Source organism: Martinezella lusitana (assembly GCF_014207095.1).
GTDB classification, from domain to species: domain Bacteria; phylum Pseudomonadota; class Alphaproteobacteria; order Rhizobiales; family Rhizobiaceae; genus Rhizobium; species Rhizobium lusitanum_B.
The window spans coordinates 48239-73637 of record NZ_JACHBG010000026.1 but is presented as its reverse complement, the minus strand read 5'-3'; the positions used below and the strand labels follow the sequence as shown (position 1 = coordinate 73637).

General features: G+C 59.2%; 28 protein-coding genes and 1 tRNA gene. 14 read left to right on the top strand and 15 right to left on the bottom strand.

Annotated elements, in window-relative coordinates:
* Nucleotides 1–270 precede the first annotated feature (270 nt).
* From GGD46_RS29605 to GGD46_RS29585, 5 genes are all read right to left on the bottom strand, one after another.
* Nucleotides 271–774: a GNAT family N-acetyltransferase gene (locus GGD46_RS29605; RefSeq protein WP_184710496.1), complete on the bottom strand. Its 504-nt coding sequence runs from the start codon at nt 772–774 to the stop codon at nt 271–273.
* Nucleotides 775–852: 78 nt separating this feature from the next.
* Nucleotides 853–1725, bottom strand: coding sequence for a sigma-70 family RNA polymerase sigma factor (locus GGD46_RS29600; RefSeq protein ID WP_184710494.1), 873 nt, complete (start codon nt 1723–1725; stop codon nt 853–855).
* Nucleotides 1722–2348: a flavodoxin family protein gene (locus GGD46_RS29595; protein WP_184710492.1), complete on the bottom strand. Its 627-nt coding sequence runs from the start codon at nt 2346–2348 to the stop codon at nt 1722–1724. Before GGD46_RS29595 ends, GGD46_RS29600 begins: the two co-directional genes overlap by 4 nt.
* Before the next feature lie 147 nt (nt 2349–2495).
* The gene (locus tag GGD46_RS29590) at nt 2496–2768 is read right to left on the bottom strand and encodes an Atu4866 domain-containing protein (RefSeq protein WP_246806506.1); all 273 of its coding nucleotides are present in this window, start codon (nt 2766–2768) and stop codon (nt 2496–2498) included.
* Nucleotides 2769–2866: 98 nt separating this feature from the next.
* The gene (locus GGD46_RS29585) at nt 2867–3592 is read right to left on the bottom strand and encodes an SDR family oxidoreductase (protein WP_184710487.1); all 726 of its coding nucleotides are present in this window, start codon (nt 3590–3592) and stop codon (nt 2867–2869) included.
* Between the two features lie 118 nt (nt 3593–3710).
* Between GGD46_RS29585 and GGD46_RS29580 the strand changes: the two genes are divergently transcribed.
* Nucleotides 3711–4601 carry a LysR family transcriptional regulator gene (locus tag GGD46_RS29580; RefSeq protein ID WP_184710485.1) on the top strand — a complete coding sequence of 297 codons (891 nt, stop codon included), beginning with the start codon at nt 3711–3713 and terminating at the stop codon, nt 4599–4601.
* A 179-nt stretch (nt 4602–4780) separates the two neighbouring features.
* Here the strand turns inward: GGD46_RS29580 and GGD46_RS29575 are convergent, their stop codons facing one another.
* The gene (locus GGD46_RS29575) at nt 4781–5419 is read right to left on the bottom strand and encodes a TetR/AcrR family transcriptional regulator (RefSeq protein ID WP_184710483.1); all 639 of its coding nucleotides are present in this window, start codon (nt 5417–5419) and stop codon (nt 4781–4783) included.
* Between the two features lie 155 nt (nt 5420–5574).
* Between GGD46_RS29575 and GGD46_RS29570 the strand changes: the two genes are divergently transcribed.
* The 5 genes from GGD46_RS29570 to GGD46_RS29550 all read left to right on the top strand — a co-directional run bounded on the left by GGD46_RS29570 (nt 5575) and on the right by GGD46_RS29550 (nt 10164).
* Nucleotides 5575–6480: an NADP-dependent oxidoreductase gene (locus tag GGD46_RS29570; RefSeq protein ID WP_184710481.1), complete on the top strand. Its 906-nt coding sequence runs from the start codon at nt 5575–5577 to the stop codon at nt 6478–6480.
* A gap of 8 nt (nt 6481–6488) precedes the next feature.
* Complete coding sequence (locus GGD46_RS29565; protein WP_184710479.1) at nt 6489–7685, top strand: TCR/Tet family MFS transporter; 1197 nt, start codon at nt 6489–6491, stop codon at nt 7683–7685.
* 202 nt (nt 7686–7887) lie between these two features.
* Nucleotides 7888–7977: transfer RNA gene (locus GGD46_RS29560), tRNA-Ser, on the top strand.
* Between the two features lie 169 nt (nt 7978–8146).
* Nucleotides 8147–9409: a tyrosine-type recombinase/integrase gene (locus tag GGD46_RS29555; RefSeq protein ID WP_184710477.1), complete on the top strand. Its 1263-nt coding sequence runs from the start codon at nt 8147–8149 to the stop codon at nt 9407–9409.
* Between the two features lie 80 nt (nt 9410–9489).
* Nucleotides 9490–10164 carry a hypothetical protein gene (locus GGD46_RS29550; protein ID WP_184710475.1) on the top strand — a complete coding sequence of 225 codons (675 nt, stop codon included), beginning with the start codon at nt 9490–9492 and terminating at the stop codon, nt 10162–10164.
* Here GGD46_RS29550 and GGD46_RS29545 read toward each other — a convergent pair.
* The 3 genes from GGD46_RS29545 to GGD46_RS29535 are packed head-to-tail and all read right to left on the bottom strand — an operon-like array spanning nt 10161 to nt 11057.
* Entirely contained in the window at nt 10161–10370 is a 210-nt protein-coding gene (locus GGD46_RS29545; RefSeq protein WP_184710473.1) for a hypothetical protein, read from the bottom strand. The genes GGD46_RS29550 and GGD46_RS29545 overlap by 4 nt on opposite strands.
* Nucleotides 10360–10626, bottom strand: a complete 267-nt coding sequence (locus GGD46_RS29540; protein WP_184710471.1) for a hypothetical protein — start codon at nt 10624–10626, stop codon at nt 10360–10362. The genes GGD46_RS29545 and GGD46_RS29540 overlap by 11 nt, the downstream gene beginning before the upstream one ends.
* On the bottom strand, nt 10626–11057 hold the full coding sequence (locus GGD46_RS29535) for a hypothetical protein (RefSeq protein ID WP_184710469.1): 432 nt from the start codon (nt 11055–11057) through the stop codon (nt 10626–10628). Before GGD46_RS29535 ends, GGD46_RS29540 begins: the two co-directional genes overlap by 1 nt.
* A 56-nt stretch (nt 11058–11113) precedes the next feature.
* On the opposite strand from GGD46_RS29535, the gene GGD46_RS29530 reads away from it, so the two are divergent.
* Complete coding sequence (locus GGD46_RS29530; RefSeq protein ID WP_184710467.1) at nt 11114–11710, top strand: DNA-3-methyladenine glycosylase; 597 nt, start codon at nt 11114–11116, stop codon at nt 11708–11710.
* Nucleotides 11711–11880: 170 nt separating this feature from the next.
* Here the strand turns inward: GGD46_RS29530 and GGD46_RS29525 are convergent, their stop codons facing one another.
* The 4 genes from GGD46_RS29525 to GGD46_RS29510 all read right to left on the bottom strand — a co-directional run bounded on the left by GGD46_RS29525 (nt 11881) and on the right by GGD46_RS29510 (nt 15695).
* Nucleotides 11881–13425, bottom strand: coding sequence for a DHA2 family efflux MFS transporter permease subunit (locus GGD46_RS29525; RefSeq protein ID WP_184710465.1), 1545 nt, complete (start codon nt 13423–13425; stop codon nt 11881–11883).
* The gene (locus GGD46_RS29520) at nt 13418–14644 is read right to left on the bottom strand and encodes an HlyD family secretion protein (protein WP_184710463.1); all 1227 of its coding nucleotides are present in this window, start codon (nt 14642–14644) and stop codon (nt 13418–13420) included. The genes GGD46_RS29525 and GGD46_RS29520 overlap by 8 nt, the downstream gene beginning before the upstream one ends.
* Nucleotides 14637–15101, bottom strand: coding sequence for a MarR family winged helix-turn-helix transcriptional regulator (locus GGD46_RS29515; RefSeq protein ID WP_184710461.1), 465 nt, complete (start codon nt 15099–15101; stop codon nt 14637–14639). Before GGD46_RS29515 ends, GGD46_RS29520 begins: the two co-directional genes overlap by 8 nt.
* A gap of 312 nt (nt 15102–15413) precedes the next feature.
* Entirely contained in the window at nt 15414–15695 is a 282-nt protein-coding gene (locus GGD46_RS29510) for a hypothetical protein (RefSeq protein WP_184710459.1), read from the bottom strand.
* 180 nt (nt 15696–15875) lie between these two features.
* Between GGD46_RS29510 and GGD46_RS29505 the strand changes: the two genes are divergently transcribed.
* Genes GGD46_RS29505 through glp form a run of 5 tightly spaced genes read left to right on the top strand, consistent with a single transcriptional unit; the run spans nt 15876 to nt 21351 of the window.
* Nucleotides 15876–17768, top strand: coding sequence for a peptidylprolyl isomerase (locus tag GGD46_RS29505; RefSeq protein WP_184710457.1), 1893 nt, complete (start codon nt 15876–15878; stop codon nt 17766–17768).
* 25 nt (nt 17769–17793) lie between these two features.
* Nucleotides 17794–18807, top strand: coding sequence for an anthranilate phosphoribosyltransferase (gene trpD, locus GGD46_RS29500; RefSeq protein WP_184710455.1), 1014 nt, complete (start codon nt 17794–17796; stop codon nt 18805–18807).
* An 11-nt stretch (nt 18808–18818) separates the two neighbouring features.
* Nucleotides 18819–19634: an indole-3-glycerol phosphate synthase TrpC gene (trpC, locus tag GGD46_RS29495; protein ID WP_184710453.1), complete on the top strand. Its 816-nt coding sequence runs from the start codon at nt 18819–18821 to the stop codon at nt 19632–19634.
* A gap of 1 nt (nt 19635) precedes the next feature.
* The gene (moaC, locus tag GGD46_RS29490) at nt 19636–20130 is read left to right on the top strand and encodes a cyclic pyranopterin monophosphate synthase MoaC (RefSeq protein ID WP_184710451.1); all 495 of its coding nucleotides are present in this window, start codon (nt 19636–19638) and stop codon (nt 20128–20130) included.
* Between the two features lie 3 nt (nt 20131–20133).
* Nucleotides 20134–21351, top strand: coding sequence for a gephyrin-like molybdotransferase Glp (gene glp / locus GGD46_RS29485; RefSeq protein ID WP_184710449.1), 1218 nt, complete (start codon nt 20134–20136; stop codon nt 21349–21351).
* Nucleotides 21352–21487: 136 nt separating this feature from the next.
* Here glp and gnd read toward each other — a convergent pair whose 3' ends face one another.
* A complete protein-coding gene (gene gnd, locus GGD46_RS29480; RefSeq protein ID WP_184710447.1) occupies nt 21488–22513 on the bottom strand; it encodes a phosphogluconate dehydrogenase (NAD(+)-dependent, decarboxylating) in 1026 nt (341 codons plus the stop codon).
* A 304-nt stretch (nt 22514–22817) separates the two neighbouring features.
* On the opposite strand from gnd, the gene tehA reads away from it, so the two are divergent.
* Both tehA and GGD46_RS29470 read left to right on the top strand, forming a co-directional pair.
* Nucleotides 22818–23819 (top strand): dicarboxylate transporter/tellurite-resistance protein TehA, encoded by a 1002-nt coding sequence (gene tehA, locus GGD46_RS29475; protein ID WP_184710445.1) that lies wholly within the window; start codon nt 22818–22820, stop codon nt 23817–23819.
* Nucleotides 23820–23848: 29 nt separating this feature from the next.
* On the top strand, nt 23849–24226 hold the full coding sequence (locus tag GGD46_RS29470; protein ID WP_184710443.1) for a VOC family protein: 378 nt from the start codon (nt 23849–23851) through the stop codon (nt 24224–24226).
* Nucleotides 24227–24253: 27 nt separating this feature from the next.
* Here GGD46_RS29470 and GGD46_RS29465 read toward each other — a convergent pair whose 3' ends face one another.
* Complete coding sequence (locus GGD46_RS29465; RefSeq protein WP_184710441.1) at nt 24254–25387, bottom strand: citrate synthase; 1134 nt, start codon at nt 25385–25387, stop codon at nt 24254–24256.
* Between the last annotated feature and the right edge of the window lie 12 nt (nt 25388–25399).

The window sequence follows — 25399 nt, the reverse complement described above, 5'->3', positions numbered from 1 at the left end:
TCCCTCGTTCCGGTATGCTGCTACGCCTCAATCACCTAACGGTACTTTAATCATGATTGTAGTTTGGCGATTTTGCGATGCAAATTAAGCGCACAGGAGAAATTCTGAAGATCGTGGTTAATCAATAGTAAAATACAGGCAATCATTGGAGATGCTTGCAATGGCCTATGCCGCAGCCCGACGATTGACACCGTCGGTCTCAGCTCGGAACAGATGAGAGCGAATTCTTGCTTCTGTTCGAAAGCGGATGGTCCGGAACCGGACAGCCGTTCAGCCTTCTGTATCGAGACGCATCAATATCTCGTCGTGGTAGACATCACCGACCTTCAGCGCTTCGCGTTCGGTTGCCCACGCCTTGAAGCCGAAGGTTTCGTAGAGGCGAATGGCCGCCTTGTTGGATGAAACGACGCAGAGCCTTATCGAACGGCATGTCGCTTTGGCTTCATCGACGGCAGCGCCCATCAGCTGGCGCGAAAGCCCCGTTCCTCGTGCCTGTGGCCGAACATATATTCCCCAGATAGACGCGATGTGCCGCAATTTCGCGGCTCCGGATCTACCCACGCCGATGACACCCAAGAGCGCGCCGTCATCGGCGAAGCCGCCAAAGATGATATTGTTTGCAATCCGGTCGGCGACCTGCGTCTCGGTGTACAGCATTTCGTCCTCATAGGAGGCGCCGAAAGCTTCGGGGTGGCGAGACAGGCCTTCGAGACGGATATCGCTAAACGCGAGTGCATCGCCGCGCTCCAGGCGACGTATGCTGAAGCGCTGCATTGCTATTCCTTTCAGGTGGATGCTTTTACGACGCCGGTGGAAATGCGATCTCGCATCCCGCCCCCGTCGCGTCAACAATCAATGCGCCGCTGTGCTTGCTATGTGGCGCAGCTTGTCGGGGTTGCGCGTGCAATAGATGGCAACGACCCTTTCCTCCTCGATATGCAGCGCCGTTGTCTGCACCACGTTGCCGCCTTCCATCGTAAGGAAACCCGGCAAGCCATCGATAAGGGCATAGCGGATCAGTTGCGAGGGTTGCACGAGGAAAAGTCGCGCCATCTGCTCGTGACGCAACATGACCGCCTCGATCCCGATAAGGGGTCGCCGTGACGCCGCCACTTTGCCGCCTCCGTCCGCATAGGCGACGACCTCCTCCGAGAGCATGGTGCGAAGTGCAGCCATATCGCCGGTTCTCGATGCGGTGAAGAAGGCGGCGGCGAACTTGAGCCCCTGCTCTCGCCCGATCGCAAAGCGAGGGCGGGCATCGACGATATGCGCCCTCGCCCGGCTCGCCAACTTGCGGCAGGCAGCGGCTTCACGATCGATTGCCAGTGCCACCTCCTCGAAATCCATGCCGAACACATCGTGGAGAAGGAAGGCGGCCCGCTCCAGCGGCGACAGGCGTTCCAGCGCCAACATCAGCGGCAGTGTCACATCATCGGTCGCGTCATCGTCCTGCGGATCGAAGATCGGCTCGGGCAGCCAAGGCCCCACATAGGCTTCGCGTCGGCGCCGTGCCGATTTCAGCTCATTCAGACAAAGCCTGGTGACAACGGTTCGCAGAAATGCGGCTGGTTCGCGAACCGACACATGATCGGTCGCGAGCCAGCGCAGCCAGGCTTCCTGCACAATGTCCTCGGCATCCGCCACCGATCCAAGCATCCGGTAGGCAAGCCGGATGAGACGCGGACGCAAATCTGAAAAGGTTGGGTCGGCGGATGTTTCGGTCATTGGGTCGCAAGAGCGTATTGAGATGGCGCTGCCATGATTTGGCGGCCTCGAACGAATTGTAGCGTTGTTAGTGCGACGCGTCGCCCCAGATAGCGTGCCGTCGCGAGATCGGCTTCGGGCGGCGCGGTGTCCGGACCTTCATCGACATTCGCCTGCGCGCCGGCTCCGAGCCAGAAGCCAAGCCTGTTCATATCCGCCTCGGAGCCTGTCGATGAACAGTTGGCCGGCGGCAGATCGAGACCGACCCAATGCATGCCATGCTGCGCGGCGAAAATGGCCAGCTGGATGAGTGTCGAAAGCTTGTCACCGGATCGTGACCCTGACGTGGTGAAGCCGGCTGCAATCTTGTCTTTCCAAAGAAAACCCTTGGATAGGACGGCGCTAGACGTCATTTCCTGGAATGCTTTGAAGGGTGCCGAGACCGCACCCATGTAGGTCGGCGAGCCGAAAATGATCGCTTCACAGGCATGAAGATCGTCCCAATGCCGTTCGACCTTATCGACGGATAAGAGCATCGCCTCGACGCCGTCGATTTGCTCGACCCCTGCCCCGACAGCTTCGGCTTGGCGACCGGTGTGTCCGTAGCCCGTGTGATAAACGATTGCGATACGCTGGCGGACCATTGTTGTCTCCTTCGAAAGATGGTGTTGCGAAGCTAGGACAAGGCAGAGGCATCGTCTGTGACATGCCCCGTCGCTTTTTCTTCTACCAAGGTCGGGACGCCAGCCGGACGTTCAGCTTGGAGGCTTGGGCGGTCGGCTGCGCTATTTCTACTTTTGCCGATAGAGGATCATGCCGGCATGGTGCAGCACGCCGTCAATGAATGTTCCGTCGGCGGTAAAGCCGGTGTCGTCCCAATAGTCGATATGATCGCCGCGAACGACATAGCGCCCCCGATAGGCGCTCTCCCGCGTGCCGCGCGCCTCGTCATAACGACCATTCGCAAGCAGGTTGTGGCGGATATAGCCATCGGCCGTAACCCACATCCCGACATAGGGGTGGTTCTCCGGCGCTTGCGTATCGGAATTTCGTTCGACATTCATCTTAGCGTGACCTTTCTGTATGGGTAGTCTGAGCGCTGTGCGGACAAGAGCCCCGGCACTGACAGCAAACCAAGCGACGGCTCGTAGCTGCCTCCGCCTCATCGGGTGCGTGTTGGCCGGATGACGATCTCGTTGACGTCGACATCGTCCGGCTGTTCGATCGCGTAGCGCACCGCTCGTCCGATCGCGTCGGGCTGGAGAGCAATGGAGCGATAGGTCTTCATCATCTCCGCAGCGACGGGATCGGTGATCGTGTCAGCAAGCTCACTTTCCACCACGCCGGGATGAATGCAGGTAACGCGAATATTTTCGTTCTCCTGCCGCAAGCCATCCGAGATGGCACGCACCGCATATTTGGTAGCGCAATAGACTGCGGCGGTGGGTGAAACAGACAGCGCGCCTATGGATGCGATGTTGATAATGTGGCCGGAGCCCCGGGCTGTCATTTCGGGCAATACAGCCGCGATGCCGTAGAGCACGCCCTTGATGTTGACGTCGATCATCCGGTCCCATTCGTCGACCTTCAACGACGCCATCAGCGACAGCGGCATGACGCCGGCATTGTTGACGATTACGTCGATGCGGCCGAAGTTTCTCCGCGCCGCCTCGACGAAGGCGGCCACATCCACGCGATCGGTCACATCGAGACGCCGCGTTGCCGCCTCTCCGCCGCTTTCGCGGATCTCGTTTGCCAGCGCTTCGATTCTATCCGTACGCCGGGCACCGAGCATGAGCTTGGCTCCGGCCATCCCGAGTTCTCGGGCAATTCCGGCGCCAATGCCGCTTGAGGCGCCGGTGATGAGGACGACTTTGTCGAGGGACATATTCATTTCCTTCCCGATTGCTGTTCGAATTGCCGCGGCAGTTGCCAGGAAGGTAGATCCGTTTCATTGTTGCGATAAGACGATCATTCATTACCTCAATGAAAAGCTGAACTAACCAATGGAAGCGGACCTCAATGCACTTGCTGTGTTTGCGCTCGTTGCCGAGGAGCGAAGTTTTCGTGCGGCGGCAGAGCGCGTGGGCGTTACAAGATCAGCGGTGAGCCAGACGATCAGGCGGCTGGAAGAGACGCTCGGCATCGCGCTGGTGCTGCGTACAACCCGCAGCGTCAGCCTTACCGAGGCCGGCGACAGACTTTTTGGCGATATAGCGCCTGCGATTGCGGAAATGCGCGCGGCAACTGAGGCTGCCGGAAACCTGCGCGGGCCACCACGGGGGCAGTTGCGCCTTGCTGTTTCATCCATTGCGGAGCGATTTTTGTCGGGGCCTTTCCTAACAGGCTTCGCTGAGGCCAATCCGGAGGTTCAGCTCGATATCACTGTCACGGATGAGGAGTTCGACATCGTTGCCGAGGGCTATGATGCGGGCGTTCGTCTTGGCGAGGTGATCGAGCAGGACATGATTGCGGTGCCTGTTGCCGGCGATGAGCGGCAACTGGCCGTTTGTTCGCCACGATACCTGCAACGCTTCGGCGCACCTGTTCATCCCGGCGAGCTTGTCACCCACCGGTGTATAGGCTGGCGCCCCGCACCCAGGGCAGCGCCATACCGTTGGGAATTCGCTGAGGATGGCAAGGAGTTCAGCGTCGCCGTCGCGCCGGAAATCACCACGAACGACATGGCATTGATGACCAAGCTTGCCGTAGCCGGCGCCGGAATTACCTTTGGCATGGAGGAGAGTTTTCGCCCCTGCATCGAACGGGGTGAGCTTGTCGCCGTTCTCGAAAGCTTCAGCCCACGTTTTTCCGGCTTTTACCTGTACTATCCGAGCCGGCGCCATATGGCGCCCAAGCTGCGTGCTCTAGTCAGCCATATGCAACATCGGAGGTAGTGTTTGGTAGTTCGGCGGGTTCGAAATGGGGAAATGGAGTGGCCCGATCGCTGGAGACGATCGGGCCACATTTGCCAGGTCAGGGGTCAAATCTGACTGAAGCCAGCTAACAATATGCGTAGCTTATCTTTTGTCAATAATACCACATGCCGAAAACACGCATTGCGCGTATTGAGCCATCAGGCGTAGGCCGTGCCGGACAGGGCGGCTTTCTGGCCCACCGCCCCTTTGTCGATGACGGCGAGAAATGCATCCGTCGCGCGATTGGTATCGCGCTTCTGGCGAAACGTCTGGTGCGCCTGGATGAAAGCCACGGTCCATGTTGCCAGAAGCAGGCTCGCGGCCAGTTTGGCATCGGGATCGTCGGGTTGTTGCCCTGCACTTTCCGCTAGCGCCGTCATCACGACATGAGCGATCTCGTCGCGGATCGCCCTTACCCGGGCCTTGAGGGTTTCGCTTCCCTCTATCGTCTCGATAAATCCTTGGCTGCGAGCGGAGAAATTGACGGCAGGATGCTGTTCCGCAACAAGCCGATGCGCGAGCAGACGGTATGCCTCGATGGGCGCGATGCTTTCGTCGCGTTGCTGCAAGACGTCACGCAGCATCTCCCTCGCCTCCTCGTCGCGGTCGAAGAACATGTCTTCCTTCCGGGGGAAGTGATTGAAGACCGTCATCCGCCCGACATCCGCGGCAGTAGCGATTTCATCCACCGTCACATGATCGAAGCCACGCTCGAGAAAGAGGCGGGTCGCGACATTGGAGATGTTTTGCCGTGTGGCAAGACGCTTACGGGTTCGTCGATCGGTTGTCGTTGTCATGCCGACGTCGATAGCAGATTTTTTGTACTGAGTACACATTCCATGTTGACGAACACTTTCTTCGGTCGTATCGAAATATGTACTCGATATATTTTTGTATTCGATACGAATTAATCCGCCCGACCTTGCGGGCGGCACGCCGAAAGGAGTGAAACATGAAAGCAGCGCAGTTCAACGAATATGGCGGCCTCGAAGTCGTTCGTGTGGTCGAGATTGATGAGCCGCATGTCGGCCCAGGCCAGGTGCGGATCCTTGTCCGCGCGGCCGGCGTCAATCCTTCCGACTGGAAACGCCGGGATGGGCGATATCGCGATTTCGAGGACGTGATCTTTCCCGCAGGCTTCGGCGTCGAAGCGTCCGGCATCGTCGATGAGATTGGCGAAGGCGTTTTGAACGTCTCGATCGGCGATGCCGTTTTTGGCTTTGGCGAGAATACGATGGCTCAGTATGCGCTTCTCACCCACTGGGCGCACAAGCCGGACGATATGTCGTTCGAGGTTGCGAGTGGGCTGCCTGTCGTCATCGACACGGCGACGCGTGCTCTTGACGAAGTCGATATCGAATCCGGCCAAACGCTACTGGTAAGCGGTGCTGCGGGCGGAATAGGCTCGGCCGTCGTTCAGCTGGCTCGCCTGCGCGGGATCATCGTCATCGGCACGGCAAGTACACCTAAACACGACTATCTGCGCGATCTCGGCGCTCTCCCGACGACATACGGACCGGGGCTCGCGGAACGCGTCAAGGAACTCGCGCCAAATGGCGTCGATGCTGCCCTCGATCTCGCGGGCTCCGGGGTGATCCCGGAACTGATCGCGATCGTCGGCAACGCCGCGCGGGTTCTCTCCGTTGCCGATTTCTCGGCGGAGGAATACGGCGCGAAGTTTTCCCATGGCCCTCCGAAGAATCCGGAGTTGATTTTTGCCGATGTGGCTCGGCTTTGCTCAGAGGGTCTTTTCCGTCTGCATGTCGAGCAGACCTTCCCGCTTGAACAGACGGCACTGGCACAGGATGTCAGTGCCAGAGGTCGCGTCATGGGCAAGCTCGTTATTTCCCTGGATTGAAGTTGACCATGAACAAGCCCCTTATCGTCATCTTTGCCGCCATCTGCCTCGATGCAATCGGCATAAGCCTCATCTTCCCAATTCTTCCGAGGCTTCTCGAGGAAGTGACCCGTAGCCAGAACATCGCGCCCTATATCGGCGTCATGACTGCGCTCTATGCCGCGATGCAGTTCGTCTTCGCGCCCGTGCTCGGTTCGCTCAGCGACAATCTCGGCCGCAGACCCGTACTGCTCGTTTCGCTGGCGGGCGCTGCCGTCAACTATGTCATCATGGCGTTCGCTCCGCAGCTTTGGATGCTGTTGCTCGGTCGAGCCATCGCCGGCCTGACGAGCGCGAATGTCTCTGTGGCGACGGCCTACATCACCGACATCTCGCCGGAAGACAAAAGGGCCCGCAGGTTCGGACTTCTCAGTGCAATGTTCGGTGTCGGGTTCATTGTCGGACCGGTTCTCGGCGGATTGCTTGGCGATTATTGGCTGAGGCTTCCCTTCATTGCCGCCGCAGTCCTGAACGGCTGCAATTTGCTCATAGCCCTGTTCGTCCTCCCCGAATCCCGCACACCGTCAGGTCGGAAGATCGATCTCGCCGCATTCAATCCGCTTCGGCCGCTGCGCTGGGTTTTCTCGATGAAAGGGCTGATGCCGATTGTCCTTGTCTATTTTATCCTGAGCGCGACGGGCGAAGCCTACGGCACGTGCTGGGCGCTGTGGGGCTTCGATACGTTCCGATGGAACGGTCTCTGGATCGGCCTCTCGCTTGGCGCATTCGGCGTCTGTCAAACGCTGGTGCAGATATTCCTGCCTGGCCCTGCGACGAAGCTGCTCGGCGAACGCTGGGCCGTCGTCGCAGGGATCACCTGCGCGTGTATTGCGCTCGTCGCCATGGCTTTCGCCAGTCAGGGCTGGGTGATCTTTGCCATCATGCCGATTTTCGCGCTTGCAGGGGTCGGTTCACCGGCATTCCAGGCTCTCGCGACACGGCAGGTCGATCAAACCCGCCAGGGTCAGCTGCAGGGCGTGCTGACCTCAGCCATCAGCCTTGCCACGATCATCAGCCCGCTGGCGTTCTCCACATTCTATTTCCTCGTCCAAAAGGATTGGCCAGGCGCCATCTGGCTCTCCGTCGTCGCCATTTATGCAGTTGCCATCCCACTGGTCCTGCTCGGCACGCGGGCTGCACAATCCGCGAAGCCGGTGAAGGCCTGACAGGCGCTTCAGCGGCTTTCGAGCCTCCCTTTTGGGCGACAATCGGGTGACCTGCTTCTTGCATAAGGGGACGAATTATCGGAAGCGGTCCATCTCCTTTGCATTTGGTTGCAGCATATGCGCTCCAGCCCGGTTGACGCTCCCGCCCGAATAGCGGTAAAGCGAGCCAACCACTTTCATAAAGCGCTGCGCCGCTATGACAGGAAGAGTGTCCGAGTGGTTTAAGGAACCGGTCTTGAAAACCGGCGTGCGGGAAACCGTACCGTGGGTTCGAATCCCACCTCTTCCGCCATGCGCCCTTACCAAACATGTCCATACATGCCCAAAGGGCCTTGATTTCCAACGTATTTTACGGCTCACTCTTACCCGGCCTTTCCACCCCTAACCACCCAAGCTCAGTGTTTTGGGGGTAGAGTTGGGGGTACAGGCCGAGAATTTTGGGGGTATGGGCGGGATGGGGTATGCTCACTGACACACAAATCAAGAAGGCCAAGGCGCAGGAGAAAGCATACAAGCTTTTCGACTCAGGTGGGCTATTTCTTTTCGTAAGCACTGCCGGCGGCAAAATGTGGCGGATGAAATACCGCTTCAGCGACAAAGAAAAGTTGCTCTCGATCGGCACCTATCCGGAAATGTCGTTGGTCGACGCGCGCGCCGCTCGGGATCAAGCCAAACAAGTGTTGAAGAGCGGTCGTGATCCGAACGCGCTCAAAAAGATCGAGAAGATTTCCGCGAAAGCCTCGCAAGCAGACACCTTCGAAGTCCTGGCGCGGGAGTGGCATGAACTGCAGAAACCGCAATGGGTGGAAATCCACGCCCAGGATGTTCTCGACAGTCTCGAGAAAGAGGTGTTTCCCTACCTCGGTTCATTGGCGATGAACGATATCACGCCGGCCAACGTGCTGGCCGTCATTCGCATAATGGAGAAGAGAGACGCGAAGGAGAAAGCCCGGCGTGTTCGCCAGCGAATATCGGCGGTCTTTGTCTACGCGATCAGCAGCGGGCGGGCAAACACTGACCCAGCGGCGATTGTCCAAGGGGCCATGGCGCCGCGGAAGAGAGGCAAGCAGCCGGCCGTCGTCGGTCTCGAAGAGGCGCGCCAAATGCTGAAGGCTGTCGAAGAGGAGCCAGCGCATCCCGTCACAAAACTGGCGCACCGGCTCCTGGCGATCACTGCGGCTCGACCTGGCACGCTGGCCACGACACCATGGCACGAGTTTAACGATCTCGGGCATAATCTCCCCATCTGGGAGATCCCTGCCGCACGGATGAAGCTGCGGAAGGAATACAAGGATGATCCGGACCGAGACCATCTCATTCCTCTGCCGTGGCAGGCGATCGAGATCATCGAGACAGTTCGGTCGATTACCGGCAAAGGACCGTTTGTATTCCCCAACGCCAGGCACGCGCACAAAGCGATGTCTCCCAATGCGATCGGCTACATGCTGAATCGGGCGGGATACCACCATCGGCACGTGCCGCATGGCTGGCGCTCGACATTCAGCACGGTCATGAACACGCTGTACCGTGACGATGAGGCTATCATCGAGCTGATGCTGGCCCACGTGCCGAAGAACAAGGTCAAGGCTGCCTACGATCGTGCGGAGCACATCGATCGGCGCGTCGAGCTTTCGCAGATCTGGGCCAATTTGATCCTGGAAGGGGCGCCCTCACCTAAAGAGCTGCTGGATCGGCCGCGGAAGATTTTGAAGAAAGCTGCGTAGCCAGCTATTCTTAACTTCGATGAATCGAAATAAAGAAGAGCTATTAGTTTCTTTCGGAGCTTTTTTTAACTGAGGTCTAAATGGTCAGGGATGTCTCACACGAAAATATTCGACATGAACTCGGGCTTATATCCATATCAGTAGACGATCTTATAAAAATACTTGAATCGAAGGGAATACAAAACGTAACCGCAAAGACTAGAAGTATAGAGTTCGAAAGCCTTGATGACATAAAGACACACAAGGCGCTTCTTGCAGGGCGTCCTACGATTTATCTGGACGAAGTGTGGATTTCATTTGAGAGCGGATGGTCTAGCGTTTCGCCTAGGCACAATGCACCAAACGGCGCCAGCTTGGCCAAATCCATTTATGAGGATTTGATCAACTATAAGTCTGCACTAGATAAGCTCGCCGGCCTGAAAATATTCAAATTCCCATATTTGTTAATATTCGTGACGTATGCATTTCTTGGGAAGTGGATAGAGGAATTAATAATTGTAAATCAACACGCTATTTATGCGATCAGAGCCATTTTTCTATTATATTTTTTGATGTTTTTATTAGGTAATATTTGGATGGCATATGCTGTTTTCTTTAGAAAAACTGTCTATCATAGGCCGGTAGAGGGTTTTTTCAGGAAAAATAACGATAAAATTGCGCTCGCCGTCATCACCGGTTTAATTTCCGGTATCATTGGCATCGTCATCGGAAAGTTCGGCGGTTCGGTAGTCGATAAAATCGTGAGCCTCTTTTAGGATTGGACTAACTTTGTCATCCACAGTGCCTCGCGTTCCAACTTGACGATGACCGGATCTGCGTCAAAGCTGATCCTGGCGCGCTGCAGTCTGTCTTCGAGAACCATGATGCGCTGGACAAGCATGCCCATCGCCATCTCAAAGGAACCACCCCTATTATGGGCGGCCTGCAAATAGTCGCGGATTATACGGTCATCACTGGTCACAGCCGCCCTCCACTTTTGCTGAGAGGGCGGCTCGCAGTTCGACGTTGGTTTGGCCGAGGTGAAGGTTCCAGAGCAATGCGATACGCTCGGCGGCTTCCGTTAGCTCGTCGTATCCCAACCCATATGAATATACCGTCGTAGAAAACCCAAGGTTTTCTACTGCAAGGCGCACAGATCTGTGGCCGTCCCAAGCCGCAGCCTGAGAATAAAGCGGGTTATTGTTGCCGTATCGTGGTAGTTCACGCGGATCGTCCATCACTTGCCGTCCCCATTCTCCCGAATGCGCCTAGCGATTTCGAGTTGAGCACTGGCCATGCCGTGGCTGATATCGTCACCATCCGCAAGAGCACGCTGGAAGTCGAAATCTCGCGCGTCACCCTCGGCGATCTTGGCACACCGCTCGCGCTCCGCGAGGCGCCCACGTTCTTCCGCCTTGGTGATCTCCTGCCGCATGCGCCTCATGCTGTAGCGCGGCCTGGTGACGGGATCGTCCCTTTCCTTCCACGTCTCCGCGTCTAACGGTAAAATGGCGGAGCGGATGCCCTGATGCGGGCAGCTCGACGCCGCAGTAAGCGCGTTGCGTATAGCTACCTCTCTCATGGCAGGGTCTTTGATCCGCGTTAAAACAGCAGCGCCAAGCGCGATTGCTGCGACGGTCTCTTCCGCCATCATCCATGCATATTCCATGATGCCGTCTCTTATGCGAAAGATACGGCATCGCTGCAGGGACGCCATTTCTGCCCATGACTTTTGACGATCAAACGCTCTCGCCGGAGTCGAAACCGCTGGTCGGCACCGCCCTTTCGGCTTTTTTCAACCGTGATGCCGTTATCGTTGCATCTGATTTGATCGGCGCGCGCTTTGCGGTCGAAGGCATCGGCGGCCGAATCGTCGAGACGGAAGCCTATCGACCTGACGATGAGGCGTCGCACGCCTTTCGCGGGCCTACTCCGCGCAATGCCGCCATGTTCGGGCCGCCGGGCCATGTCTATATCTACCGTTCCTACGGCATTCACTGGTGTCTGAACTTCGTCTGCCTTACTGGGAGCGCCGTGCTCATCCGGGCCCTGGAACCAGAGATCGGTATCGAGGAGATGGTGGGGCGTCGCGGCATGACCGATGTCATGTCTCTGTGCAACGGGCCGGGAAAGCTGTCGCAGGCACTGGCGATCGACATTAGCTTGAATGGCATATCGCTGGATCAGCCACCTTTCGCCTTCTCGCTCACCGAGCCGGTGGCGACTGTCGTCGACAAGCGCATCGGAATCACCAAGAACGTCGAACCTCTTTGGCGCTTCGGTGCTGCAGGTTCGCGTTTTGTCAGCCGCCGCTTTCGCTGACAGGGCATTTCGAGGAAATGCGTGCAGCGGTTTTCCGTCCGGAATGCGCGGAGACATCTGGATAGAGCATTTGCGATTCGGGGCGACTCGGAAGCGCTCTACGAAAGAGACCGCCGGGGTGGTGCCCGGCGGCCATTCAGCCACGCAGTGAAACTGGAAAGGCTGCGTGGCTATTCCATGGCGACGCTGTGGTCCACGGCCGGCGGCGCCGATGGTTTGCGCAGGAGCAAAAGCAGCGGTATGGCGCAGATGGACATCAACATCAGCAATTTGAAATCGTCGATATAGGCGATGATCGTCGCTTGCGTCGTGATCATGCCGTCGAGCGTGGCGCGGCCGACCGCCGTCAATGGACTAAGGCCGTGAGCGGCAGTCGCATCGAAATAGCGGTTGAAAGGCGTCACATAGGCGGCGATGTTGGCGTGGTTGACCTGCGTATTCTCCGTGATCAGCATCGAGACGACCGAAATGCCGACGCTCGAGCCGATGTTACGGGAGAGATTATAGAGGCCAGTGCCATCGCCGCGCATCTGGGCCGGCAGCGTCGCGAAGGCAATGGTCGTCAGCGGTACGAAGAGGAAGCCGAGGCCGGCGCCCTGGATGAAGCCGACGGAGATCAGCGTCCATTGCGAAACCTCAGGCGTCCAGCCTGTCATCTCGTACATGGCCCATGCCGTAAGCGCGAGGCCGAGGAACAGCAGGAGTCGCGTATCCACCTTGCCGATCAGCCGACCGACGAGGAACATGCAGAACATCGTGCCGAGACCGCGCGGTCCCATGACGATGCCGGCTGTGACGACGGGATACCCCATCAGCGTCTGCAAATACGGGGTCATCAGCGCAAGCGACGCCAGATAGGTCACGCCGACGATGAAGATGAAAAGCATACTGACGGCAAAGTTCTGGTCGAGAAAGAGCCTGGGATTGACGAAACTTCGCTCGGCAGTGAACGTGTGTACGATCAGCAGATAGAAAGCGCAGACGCAGACCAGAGCCTCCACGATGATCTCGCCTGAATAAAACCAGTCGAGCTGCTCGCCGCGGTCGAGGAATAGCTGCAGGGCGGCAATACCGATAGAGAGCATGCCGAAGCCGAACCAATCGAGCTTGGCAAGGGCGTCAAGCTTGGTTTCCGTCACATAGACGACGATGCCGAAGAAGGCGAGCGCGCCGATTGGCACGTTGATGTAAAACACCCACCGCCAGCTGATATTGTCGGTCAGCCAGCCGCCGATGACGGGGCCTAGAACAGGGCCGACCATGACCGAGACGCCGAACAGAGCCATGGCGCGGCCACGCTCCTCGACGTTGTAGATATCGAGCAGGATGCCCTGCGACAGCGGCACGAGCGAAGCGCCGAAGAGGCCCTGCAGCAGGCGGAAGCCGACGATCTGCACCAGCGATTCCGAAAGGCCGCAGAGAACCGAGGCAGCGACGAACCCGGCGATTGCCGTGAGCAGGACGCGCTTTCGGCCGAACTTGGCCGAAAGGAAGCCGGAAGGCGGCGTCATGATCGCCGCCGCCACGATATAGGATGTCAGGACCCAGTTGATCTGGTCCGCACTGGCGGAGACGTCGCCTTGAATATGAGGCAGGGCGACGTTGGCGATGGTCGTGTCCAGCGCCTGCATGATGACGGACAGGATGACGCAGGCGGTGATCGCGCCACGATGGGCGATCGGCGCCGATGGCGAAGTGGTGGTGGCGTTACTCATGGTCCTGACCGCGGGAATGGCCCAGCAGGTTGCTGACGAAGTCCGGCAGGCCGCGGGCATGGCCGGTGTCGACATCGGCGACGACGCTCATCCCGACACGCAGCGGCGGCTTGCCCTGCATGTCGTCGATGCTGATGATCATCGGTATACGCTGAACGACCTTGACCCAGTTGCCGGTGGTGTTCTGCGCCGGCAGCAGCGAGAAACTCGATCCCGAGGCTGGCGCTATGCTCGCCACAGTTCCCTTCCAGGTGACACCCGGATAGGCATCGACCGAGATCGTCACTTTCTGGCCGGTTCGCACATAGGTGAGTTCCGTTTCCTTCGGGCTGGCGTTGATCCACATATGCGTGGTCGATACCAGCGAGAAGCCCTGCTGGGCGGCCGTCAGATAGGCGCCGACCTGCAACGAGGGGACATTGGCGGTGACGCCGTCAAACGGAGCTCGCACCACCGTGTCGTCAAGCTCGCGCTGTGCATTATCGACGGCAGCCTTGGCCTGAAGATAGAGCGGGTTCTGCTCGACCGGAAGATTGGCCGCACCCTCGCCGCCCAACTGGGCCAGCGTAGTGGCAGCCTGCGCCTGAGCGACCGAGACCTTCTGCTGCGCAGCCTCGAGATTGTGCTTGGCCTGATCGAAGGCGGCCTTGGAGGCGACCGAGCTGTTGATCAGGTTCTGCTGGCGATCAAATTCCGTCTGGTAGTAGGGAATATCGGCCTGTGCCTGTGAAATCTCGGCCAACGATTGCTTGTAGCTCGCATGCAGATTCAAGATCTGGTTCCGGGCGTTGCCGAGCTGCGCCTGCGCGCCTTCCAACGTGATGCGGAAGGAGTCGGGCTTCAAGCGGAACAGCACCTGCCCTTTCTTCACGACTTCGTTTTCGCGCACATCGACCGAAATGACCGTGCCGGAAACATCGGTCGAAACGCCGACCATATCCGCCTGGATATAGGCGTTGTCGGTGGACATGATCTGCCCGCCGGTAACGTAGTAATAGCCGCCGATGACGAGGACCACCGGAAGCAGGGCAAAGAGGATGGGCCGCGTCAGCTTGCGGCGCTTGCGCGGCGCTTCTTTCGGCGTAAGCGGAGCTGCGGGGGCCGCTGTTGCGGGTTGCGCTGCCGGGTTTGAGGATGGCGCTTCGGCTACGGGAGCTTGGATTTGTTCCGCGGAGTTTGCGTTTGCGGGAACGCGCAGGGAGGAAGATGCATCAGCCATGTTGTATCTCTTTATCGACTGCCTTCGAGCGGCAGGCGTGAAGCAGGTTCGATTTCATGAGGATAAGCAATTCGTGGAGGCGCTCGCGATCCTCAGGGGGAACGCCCTCAAGCGCCTCCTTGCGGGTCTGTTCGCCAATGTTGCGCATGGCATCGATCAGAGGACGGGCCTCCTCCCGCATGTAGAGCAACCAGCTGCGGCGATCGTTCGGATGTTGTCGTCGCTCCACCAGTCCGCGTTCGCTGAGCTTGTCGAGAATGCGGACGAGCGTGATCGGTTCGATTTCCAGCATCTCGGCCAGTCCAGCCTGATGGATGCCTTCATTGTTGGCGAGATAGGCGAGCGTCTGCCACTGCGAACGCGTCAGCCCTAAATCCTTCGCGCGCTGCTCGAACCGCTTGCGAAGAAGTCGGGCAACGTCGTGGAGAACAAAGCCGAGAGTTGGTGTCGATTGCATGATGTGGAAAGCCTGCTATTCATAAGCAACCTTATAATTATGCCTACGTATAGTAAGCATCCGCCTGATACAAGAGGTTAGCGGATCAAGAATTCGCGATGGTCGAAGATGTCGCAGCGGTGTCGCAAAGATGTCGCAGTGCGATCCGCAGCCCTGGGCATAGAGCTGCATCAAGCGGTCGGCTTTAGGTGGCCGCCATTATCTCCAGAATTGAAAAGGCGCGAACGATCGAAGCGTCCGCGCCTTTTCGGCAATTCCACTGTCGAATGGACGTGTGGGGCTCATCCATCCTATCGAGAGTTTGGCGTGGAGTTAGCGCCGACTCAGCAAGCCGATGAGATAGCCAATGCCTGCCGCGGCAGCGACCATGAAAATCGGTTCCTGACGAACTCTCTCTCGGAACTGCTCAGTAATTTCCTCGGCTTCCTCGGCGACGACAGACTTCGCTCCCTGCCCCACGGCGGCCACGCTTTGTGACAGTTTCGACAGATCCTCGCGCAATGCCGCAACCTGAGCGGCCAGATCTTCCATCGCCGTCTCCGTTTGGGCTCGCGCCGAAGTGGATTGTGAGGAAGCTGATTTCGTCTCTGCCATCGTGTGCTCCTGTGTGTTCTTGCGGGGTAGAACGTCATTGCGCGTCAAAGGTTCCGGTTCGTCTACGCCTCGTGGGGTGATTTCCCCAGTGGCTCTTCAATTCCGGTTCGGATTGTTCTAAGGAACTCCGATTGTTTCGCTCGCAGGCGAAGACGTGTTGATGACGAGGTTTGCTTTCCGATGTTCGATGTGCTGAGAAAAATCGCCCAGACCTGGGTTGCAAAGGGTTTGTTGCTTCTTTTGGCGGCGGCTTTCGGCATATGGGGCGTCGAGCGTTCGCTCATCACGGGCGGCAACAGCAACACGGTGGTAACGGTCGGTGATCAGCAGATCGATACCAACGAGTTCCGCCTCGCCTATCGCCGCCAGATTCAGGCGATCAGCCAGCAGTTGCGCATGCAGATCACGCCGGACCAGGCGCGCGCCTTCGGCATAGGACAGCAGACCGTCGCGCAGCTCGTTGCAGGCGCCTCGCTCGACCAGCTTGCTGCCGACATGAATCTGGGGCTTTCCCAGGACCGTCTGGCCAAGCTCATCGGCGATGATCCGGCGTTCAAGGCACCGAACGGTGCTTTCGACCGGCAGAAGTTCGAGTTGCTTCTCCGTAACAGCAATATTTCGCCCGATGATTACATCAAGGAGCGCAGCAAGGTTGCAATCCGCAGCCAGATCGTTGAAGCCGTTTCGAACGGCTTCGTTGCGCCGAAGGTTCTGGTTGACGCCGTCAAGCAGTACCACGACGAGAGCCGCAGCATCGATTATCTGCTTCTCACCAACGCCAACATCGATCCGGTCAAGGCTCCGGCTGAAGACGTTCTGTCGAAGTGGTTCGAGGGGGTTAAATCCAAATATCGCGCTCCGGAATATCGGAAATTCGCCTACGTGAAGCTGCAGGCCGAGGATTTGGCCGATCCGGCGAGCGTGTCGGATGATGAGCTGCGCGCCCAGTATGACAAGCGCAAGGACAGTTTCAAGACGCCGGCCACGCGCACGATCGAACAGCTGACCTTCGCGAACAAGGATCTTGCCAATGCTGCCTCCGAAGCACTGAAGACCGGCACGACCTTCGACCAGCTTGTTACCGATCAAGGCAAAAAGCCCTCCGACGTACTGCTCGGTACCTTCAACAAGGACCAGATGCCTGACAAGACGATCGCCGACGCCGCCTTCGCTGTCACCAAGGATGGCGGCACTACTCCCGTGGTGGAAGGCTCCTTCGGCCCCGTCATTCTGCGCGTGACGAACGTCAAGGACGAAACGGCGAAGAATTTCGACGACGTCAAGGAAGACATCCGCAAGCAGATCGCGCTCGGCAATGCCGCCAATGAAATCACCAGCGTTCACGACAAGTTCGAGGATCTGCGCGGCTCCGGCGCCTCACTCCAGGAAGCGGCATCGCAGCTCAAGCTGAAGCTGGTCACGATTGACGCGATCGACGCAACGGGCCTGGATCAGAAGGGTAACGAGATCAAGGATCTGCCGGTTCGTCAGCAATTGCTTTCCGAGGCCTTCAAGGCCGAACAGGGCGGCAACCCCGCCCCGCTGACCGTCGGCAACAACGGCTATGTCTGGTATGATATACTGAACGTGACGCCGGATCACGATCGTACCCTCGCCGATGTCCGCGAAAAGGCCATCGCCGACTGGACTGCTGAGCAGCAGAAGATTGCCCTTGCCGCCAAGGCAACCGAGCTGAAGCAAGCAGCGCAGAAGGGCAAGTCGCTCGCCGATATCGCTGCCCCGCTTGGCATTGCCGTCGAAAACAAGACCGGCATCACACGCTCGACGGACGACCCGGTTCTCGGTCGTGGCGGCATTGCCGCAGCATTTTCAGGTCCTGTCGATACCGCTGCCAGCTCCGGCGGCGCCGACGATACCACGCAGATCCTGCTGAAGGTCACCGATGTCAACGACAACCCGACAACGGATGCCCTCAGCAACGACGATCAGCAGGTCGCCCAGATTGCCAATGCCGCCGGTGACGACATTCTCGACCAGATCGTTGCCCAGCTGCAATCCAGGTACACGGTTACCGTCAACCAGAGCCTCGCTGAACAGGCGATGTCCCGTTAAGCCCGATCGGGAGGATGGATAGTCAATGTCAGAGTTGAAACCTTTCCTCGCCAAGGTGGCCGGTCGCGAGGCCCTGACGCGGGATGAAGCCCGGCGCGCATTCGAAATCCTGATGTCGGGTGCAGCGACACCGTCGCAGATCGGTGCGTTCCTGATGGCACTGCGCGTGCGCGGCGAAACGGTCGACGAGATCGTCGGCGCCGTCACCACGATGCGCGCCAAGATGCTGCCGGTGGAAGCCCCGGCAGATGCAATCGACATCGTGGGAACCGGCGGCGATGGCGTCGGCACCTACAACATCTCGACGCTTGCAGCATTCATCGTCGCTGGCGCTGGTGTGCCGGTCGCAAAGCACGGCAATCGTGCCCAGAGCTCGAAGGCCGGCACGGCAGACACGCAATCGGTTCTTGGCATCAAGCTCGATATCGGGCCAGAGGTGATTTCCCGTTGCATTCGTGAAGCCGGCATTGGCTTCATGTTCGCGCAGCTGCACCATTCCTCGATGCGCCATGTCGGCCCGTCGCGGGTGGAGCTCGGTACGCGCACGATCTTCAATCTGCTCGGGCCGCTGTCGAACCCGGCCGGTGCACGTCGCCAGCTGCTGGGTGTATTTGCGCCGCAATGGGTCGTCCCGCTCGCGGAAGTGCTTCGAGACCTGAACGCCGAAAGCGTCTGGGTCGTGCATGGCGATGGCCTTGACGAGATCACCACGACCGGCACCACCTCCGTCGCCGCGCTTGAGAACGGCAAGATCCGCACCTTCGAGCTGACGCCGTCGGATTTTGGTCTGCCGCATGCAGATCTGGCCGACCTCAAGGGCGGCGATGGCGTAGCCAATGCGGCGGCACTTCGAGACGTGTTGAGCGGCGCGAAAAACGCCTATCGCGACATCGCCCTTGCCAATGCGGCGGCGTCGCTGGTCATTGCCGGGAAGGTGGAAACGCTCCATGATGGCATGAGGCTCGCGGCACAGTCGCTCGATAGCGGCGCAACTGCCGCAGCGCTGGAAAAGCTGGTCGCCGTCTCCAACGAAGAATAGGTTCAGGAGTCATGACCGATATCCTTCAAAAGATCGAAGCCTACAAGCGCGAGGAAATCGCTGCTGCCAAGGCCAGGGTTTCGCTTGCCGATCTCAAGGCTATGCAGACTGAGCAGTCTGCGCCACGCGGTTTCCACAAGGCGCTTCTTGCCAGGCAAAGCGCTGGTGTCTTCGGCCTGATTGCCGAGATCAAGAAGGCGAGCCCGTCCAAGGGGTTGATTCGCCCCGACTTCGACCCGCCTGCCCTCGCCAAGGCCTATGAGGCCGGCGGTGCGGCTTGCCTCTCCGTGCTGACGGACACGCCGAGCTTCCAGGGCGCACCCGAATTCCTCACGGAGGCCCGCGCAGCCTGCTCGCTGCCGGCGCTGCGTAAGGATTTCATGTTCGAGACCTATCAGGTGCAGGAAGCCCGCGCCTGGGGCGCCGACTGCATCCTGCTGATCATGGCGTCGCTTTCCGATGACGATGCGCAGCGGCTGCAGGACGAGGCCTTCGGCCTTGGCATGGACGTTCTGGTCGAGGTTCACGACGCCGAAGAGATGGAGCGTGCGCTTAAACTCTCCTCGCCTCTGATCGGTATCAACAACCGCAATCTCCGCACCTTCGAGGTTAGCCTCACGGTCAGCGAGACGCTGGCGGCCATGGTGCCGGCCGGCCGATTGCTGGTCGGCGAGAGCGGCGTCTTTACACACGCCGATTGCAAACGACTCGAGGCGGTCGGCATCACGACTTTCCTCGTCGGCGAAAGCCTGATGCGCAAGGATGATGTGACGGCGGCGACGAAGCTGTTGCTGAACGGCGAAACCGGCATTCTGGCGGCCGAATAAGATGACCACGCCCAAGGCCGGCCTCACGCATATCGACGCTGCCGGCGAAGCGCATATGGTCGACGTCGGTGACAAGGCCGAGACGGCGCGTAGCGCCACCGCCACCGGCCACGTGAAAATGAAGTCGGAGACATTGGCGCTGATCCGGGAGGGCAATGCCAAGAAGGGTGACGTTATCGGCACGGCGCGGCTTGCCGGCATCATGGCCGCCAAGCAAACGAGTAATCTCATTCCTCTATGCCATCCGCTGATGCTGACCAAGGTTGCCGTCGATATCGTCGAGGATGCTGCCCTGCCTGGTTTGCGCGTCACCGCAACGGCCAAGTTGACCGGCCGCACAGGCGTTGAAATGGAAGCGCTGACGGCGGTTTCCATCGCCTGCCTGACGATTTACGATATGGCGAAGGCCGCCGATCGCGGCATGGAAATCGGCGGCATCACTCTGTTGGAGAAATCCGGCGGAAAATCGGGAGATTTCCGCCATCCGGGAGCTTGACGCATGAGCCTGTTACCTGTCGCCGAAGCTCAAGCACGCCTTTTGGACAGCGCAACGCCGATCCATCGCGTCGAAAGCGTTCCGCTCGATGCTGCCGAGGGTCGCGTGCTGGCGAGAGATCTCGCTGCCCGCCTCACTCAACCTCCCTTCGATGCTTCAGCGATGGATGGCTATGCCCTGCGTTTCGAGGATGCCGCGCCCCCCGGTTCGGAGTTGCAGGTCATCGGCGCATCTGCTGCCGGTCATGCCTTCGACGGAGCTGTCGGCAAGGGTGAAGCCGTTCGCATTTTCACCGGCGCGCCAGTTCCGGCAGGCGCCGATTCAGTACTTCTGCAAGAAGATGCCGAACGTCTCGAAGGCGACCGTATTCGCACCACCTACCCGTTGCGTAAGGGACAGCACATACGCCCGCGCGGCCAGGATTTCCTTCTCGATGAAGTCGTGCTGCCTGCGGGTACGGTGATGGATTTCACGCGCCTCACGGTTGCCGCCGCCATGAACCATTCGGTGCTCGATGTCTATCGCCGGCCGCTGGTCGCCGTTCTAGCAACGGGTGACGAACTGGTCGCGCCGGGTAGCGCACCGGGTCCATCACAGATCGTCGCGTCCAATACGTTTGGCATCGCCGCCCTTGCACGCAATGCCGGCGCCCACGTGCTCGATCTTGGCATCGTTCCTGATGATAGCGATGAAATCACCGCTGCCATCGGCCGTGCACAGGCGGCAAAAGCCGATATCGTCGTTACGCTCGGCGGCGCTTCCGTCGGCGATCACGATCTCGTACAGGCAACGATGATATCAGCCGGCATGAAGCTGGATTTCTGGCGCATCGCCATGCGCCCGGGCAAGCCGCTGATGGTTGGCAGCCTCGGTGACATCCACGTTCTCGGCCTTCCCGGCAACCCGGTTTCCAGCCTCGTCTGCGGCCTGCTCTTCCTGGAGCCTTTGATCCGCAAGCTCGCATCCCTGCCGCCGGTCAAGCGCGAAGGTATCGCACGCGCAGCCATACCCTTTGCTGCGAACGATCAGCGTCAGGATTATGTGCGCGCGACCCTGACGAGAGCCGATGACGGTGGCTGGCTCGCAGAACCCTTCTCGAAGCAGGATTCGTCGATGATGAAGGTCTTTTCGCGTGCGGATTGCCTCATTGTTCGTCCGCCGCACGCCCCTGAACTCGAGGCCGGGGAGTCTTGCCCGATCATGCTCTTGAGGCCAGAGTAGCTGGGTTGAAGCCCTTCCGGAAGCACGCGCCGCAATTGTGAAGGACCCGTGGCGCGCTTTGGTCGGTGGATAGCGCGCAAGAAAAAGCCGGGAGGTTTGACCCACCCGGCTGACCGATTTTCAGATCGATAGGCGATTACTTCACGGGCTTCTCGTGATGGCCGCCGAAGCCGGCGCGCATCGCGGAGAGAACCTTGTTGGCGTAGTCGTCGTTGCCGCGCGAGGCGAAACGGCCATAAAGCGCAGCGCTCAGCACCGGCGTCGGAACGCCCTCGTCGATCGCAGCCGAAATCGTCCAGCGGCCTTCGCCCGAGTCGGAAACGCGGCCGGCATACTGCGAAAGGGCAGCATCACCGTGCAGGGCGTCGGCAGTAAGATCGAGCAGCCAGGAGGTGATCACGCTGCCGCGGCGCCAGACTTCGGAGATTTCGGCAATATCGAGATCATACTGATAGTACTGCGGGTGCGAGAGCGGAGCGGTCTCGGCATCCTTCTCTGCATCCTGCTTGCCGATATTGGCGTGGCGCAGAACGTTCAAGCCTTCGGCATAGGCTGCCATCAGGCCGTATTCGATACCGTTATGAACCATCTTCACGAAATGGCCGGCACCGGACGGGCCGCAATGCAGATAGCCCTGCTCTGCCGTGCTGTTCTTGGCGGCTTCTTCCGAGCGCATCGCCGACGGAGCGACGTCACCGACGCCAGGAGCAAGCGTTGCGAAGATCGGCGACAGATGCTGGACGGTTTCCGTCTCGCCGCCGATCATCAGGCAATAGCCGCGCTCGAGGCCGAAAACGCCGCCGCTGGTGCCGACGTCGACATAGTGAATGCCCTTCGGCTTCAGCTCTTCGGCACGGCGAATATCGTCATGGTAATAGGAGTTGCCGCCGTCGATGACGATGTCGCCTTCTTCGAGAAGCGGAACGATGGCTGCCAGTTCCTGATCGACGATTGCAGCCGGCAGCATCATCCAAACGACGCGCGGCTTGGCAAGTTTCGATACGAAATCCGCGAGAGACTTGCTGCCGGTGGCGCCGAGCTGTTCAAGCCCAGCAACGCTTTCCGGGCGCGCATCGAAAACAACCGCGCTATGACCGCCCCTCATCAGGCGCTGCACCATGTTGTTGCCCATACGGCCAAGGCCAATCATTCCGATTTGCATTTTCAGTCTCCTAGGACGGTTTCAATCGTTTGAATACTGCATAGAGATATTTCGCAATATTTTCCAATGAACAAATGACGGGCGAGCTATGCATGAGCGAGACAGCGCAGAAAAATTCGCGCGCTCACGCATCTGTGATATCGCCGGTCGAAACCACTCGCTTTTCGCCATGATCACGCTTTGCCCACTTTGAGGAAAGCTGTATTTTGCCGGTCTGTTTTCGTCGGTGAACTTAGCACCGTTCGCGGGCTCTTTACATTATTCTCTTTCGGGCGGCGCTCAGAGCAAGCGTCAAAGGGGGCATATGGCTGCGTCTCTGAAACTGCCGTTGGTTCCAGCTTCGTTCTTTGGCATGGTTCTGGGGCTTTCGGGCCTAGCCAATGCCTGGCGTGTCGGAACTCGCATCTGGCAATTGCCCGGGGTGGTCGGTGAAGTGCTGACCTTTGTCAGCCTTGCCGTTTGGCTGGTTCTGATCGTGCTTTACTTGCTGAAATGGGCAATGGCCCGCGAGGAAGCCCTCAAGGAGGTCGCGCATCCTGTCCTGTGTTGCTTCATCGGCCTGATCGGGGTGGCCACCATGCTGGTGGCCGGCGGGTTGCTACCCTATTCGCGGGTTGGTGCAGAAACGATATTCCTGGCCGGAGCAGTCTACACGCTCGCCTTCTCGGTGTGGCGCACAGGCGGTTTGTGGCAAGGCGGGCGCGACATTGCCGCCACCACGGCAGTCCTTTATCTGCCAAGTGTCGCAGGCAGCTTCGTTACCGCGATTGTGGCCACCGCACTCGGCTTTCCGCAATGGGCGCAGCTTTTCTTCGGCGCTGGGTTCTTCGCGTGGCTGGCGATCGAATCGGCTCTGCTTCATCGTCTTTTGACGGGACCGGCGCTTCCTCCAGCCTTGCGGCCCACACTTGGTATCCAGTTGGCGCCGCCCGTCGTCGGTGCGCTCGCCTATATCGGTGTCCTGCAAGGCCCCGCCGATATACTTGTGCATGCCATGATCGGCTACGGCGTGCTGCAGGCGCTCATCTTGATTCGCCTACTCCCCTGGATCACGGAAGAAGGGTTCAGCCCGGCCTATTGGGCATTTTCTTTCGGTGCGACGGCGCTTGCTGCAGCCCCAATGCGACTGATCGAGCGTGGTGAAAGCGGCCCCATCGCCCAACTTGCGCCTATACTTTTCGTGGCCGCCAATATCGTCGTGGGCCTGATCGCCCTCGCCACGATCTGGCTTATCGTCAACCGCAAACTGGTGATCGGCTGGGTCGAGCTCAAGGATCGCGATGCAGGCGCAATCGGCCGAGGTTAGGCGAAGCCAACTCGAATATAGGGGCATTCATGTTGGACCATGTGACGATCGGCGTACGCGACCTGAACCGTTCCCAGATGTTTTACGACGCGGCCCTAAAGCCGCTCGGCATCGAACGCCTCTATGCCGAGGGCGAAATTTTTGCCGGCTATGGCATTGGATCGAAAGCATTCTTCTGGATCGGACAGCGCGACGGGCAGCAGACCGGAACTCACGTCGCCTTTACCGCTCAGGGGCGAGATGTCGTTGATCAGTTTCATCGAGCCGCCCTTGCGGCCGGCGGCGTCGACAATGGCGCGCCCGGTCTGCGTCCGCACTATCACGCCAGCTACTACGGCGCCTTCATACTCGATCCGGATGGCCACAATATCGAGGTCGTATGTCACTTTCCGGTGGCTACGCCGTAGTTCGACCAGAAACTGGCGAATGTAGGATCACCGAGGTGGCGGCCCGACATAGCGGGCACGCGGCCGAATGAGGCGGCCACTCGTTGCCTGTTCCATGGCATGGGCCAGCCAGCCCACGGTGCGCGCCAGCGCGAAGATGATCAGGGGCGCATCTTCGGGAAGATGGTAGGCATGCGTCATCGCGGTCAGGGCAAAGTCAACATTGACGCGCTCGCCGACAAGCTGCTCGCCGATATCACGCACCTTGGCGAAAAGCGGCGGGAGCGTGAGGCACTGCAGCAATGTCTCACCGCGGATATCGACATCCGGATAAAGCTGGTGGCCGAAGGATGGCAATGGCCTACCTTCCGACAGATAGCTGCGCACGGCCTCTTCTGCGCCGATCGACGCTGCTCGCGCGATAAGCGAGCGCACGCTTTGCCAAGCGCCGCCGTGCAGCGGTCCGGTCAGCGTCGAAAGACCCGATAGCACTGCTGCCGACAAGGTCGCGCCAGCCGAGGCCGTGATGCGTGCCGTGAATGTCGAGGCGTTCAATTCATGGTCTGCGAGCAGCACGTAGCAGCGTCGTATCATGTCGCCTGCATCCGGGCGTCCCCAGGCGAGCGCGAGCCGTTGATGCAGCGGCATGCCGGCGGCGCCTGGCGCCAGAACATCTGCAACTGTCCCGAAGACGCTTTCCGCTTCGCTCTGCAATGCCGGAAGCGAGCGGCCGAGCGAGGGAAGATCGCTGGTCGTACGCGCGGCAAGTGCCAGAAAGGCTGCTTCCAAAGAGGGGATCTTGTGCCGGACTTCTCCCTCCTCCAGACGAAGCGGTCGCTTCATATCCCAAAGCAGGAGCGCGATATCTTCAAGGCCAGCATTTTCGGCAAGCGTCGCTGCGTCTTGGCCGCGATAGAAAAGCCTACCATCGAAAACGGTGGATAGAGCCGAAGGCAATACCGGATCGCCCCATTGGATGGCTTCGGCGGCAACCGTCTCCGTCTTGCGCCGCCCGGCATGGCGCGTCGCCAGCCTTTTCACATCGTCGGTGAAGTAAAGACTGCGCCGCGTATCGGCCGGATCCGGCTTCGCGCGAATGCGCCCGCGGCTGACATTGGCATAAAGCGTCTGCGATTTCGTTCCCAGCAGGTTCAGCGCCTGCTCCGCCGTCAGCCAGCTCATCGTTCCTCATAT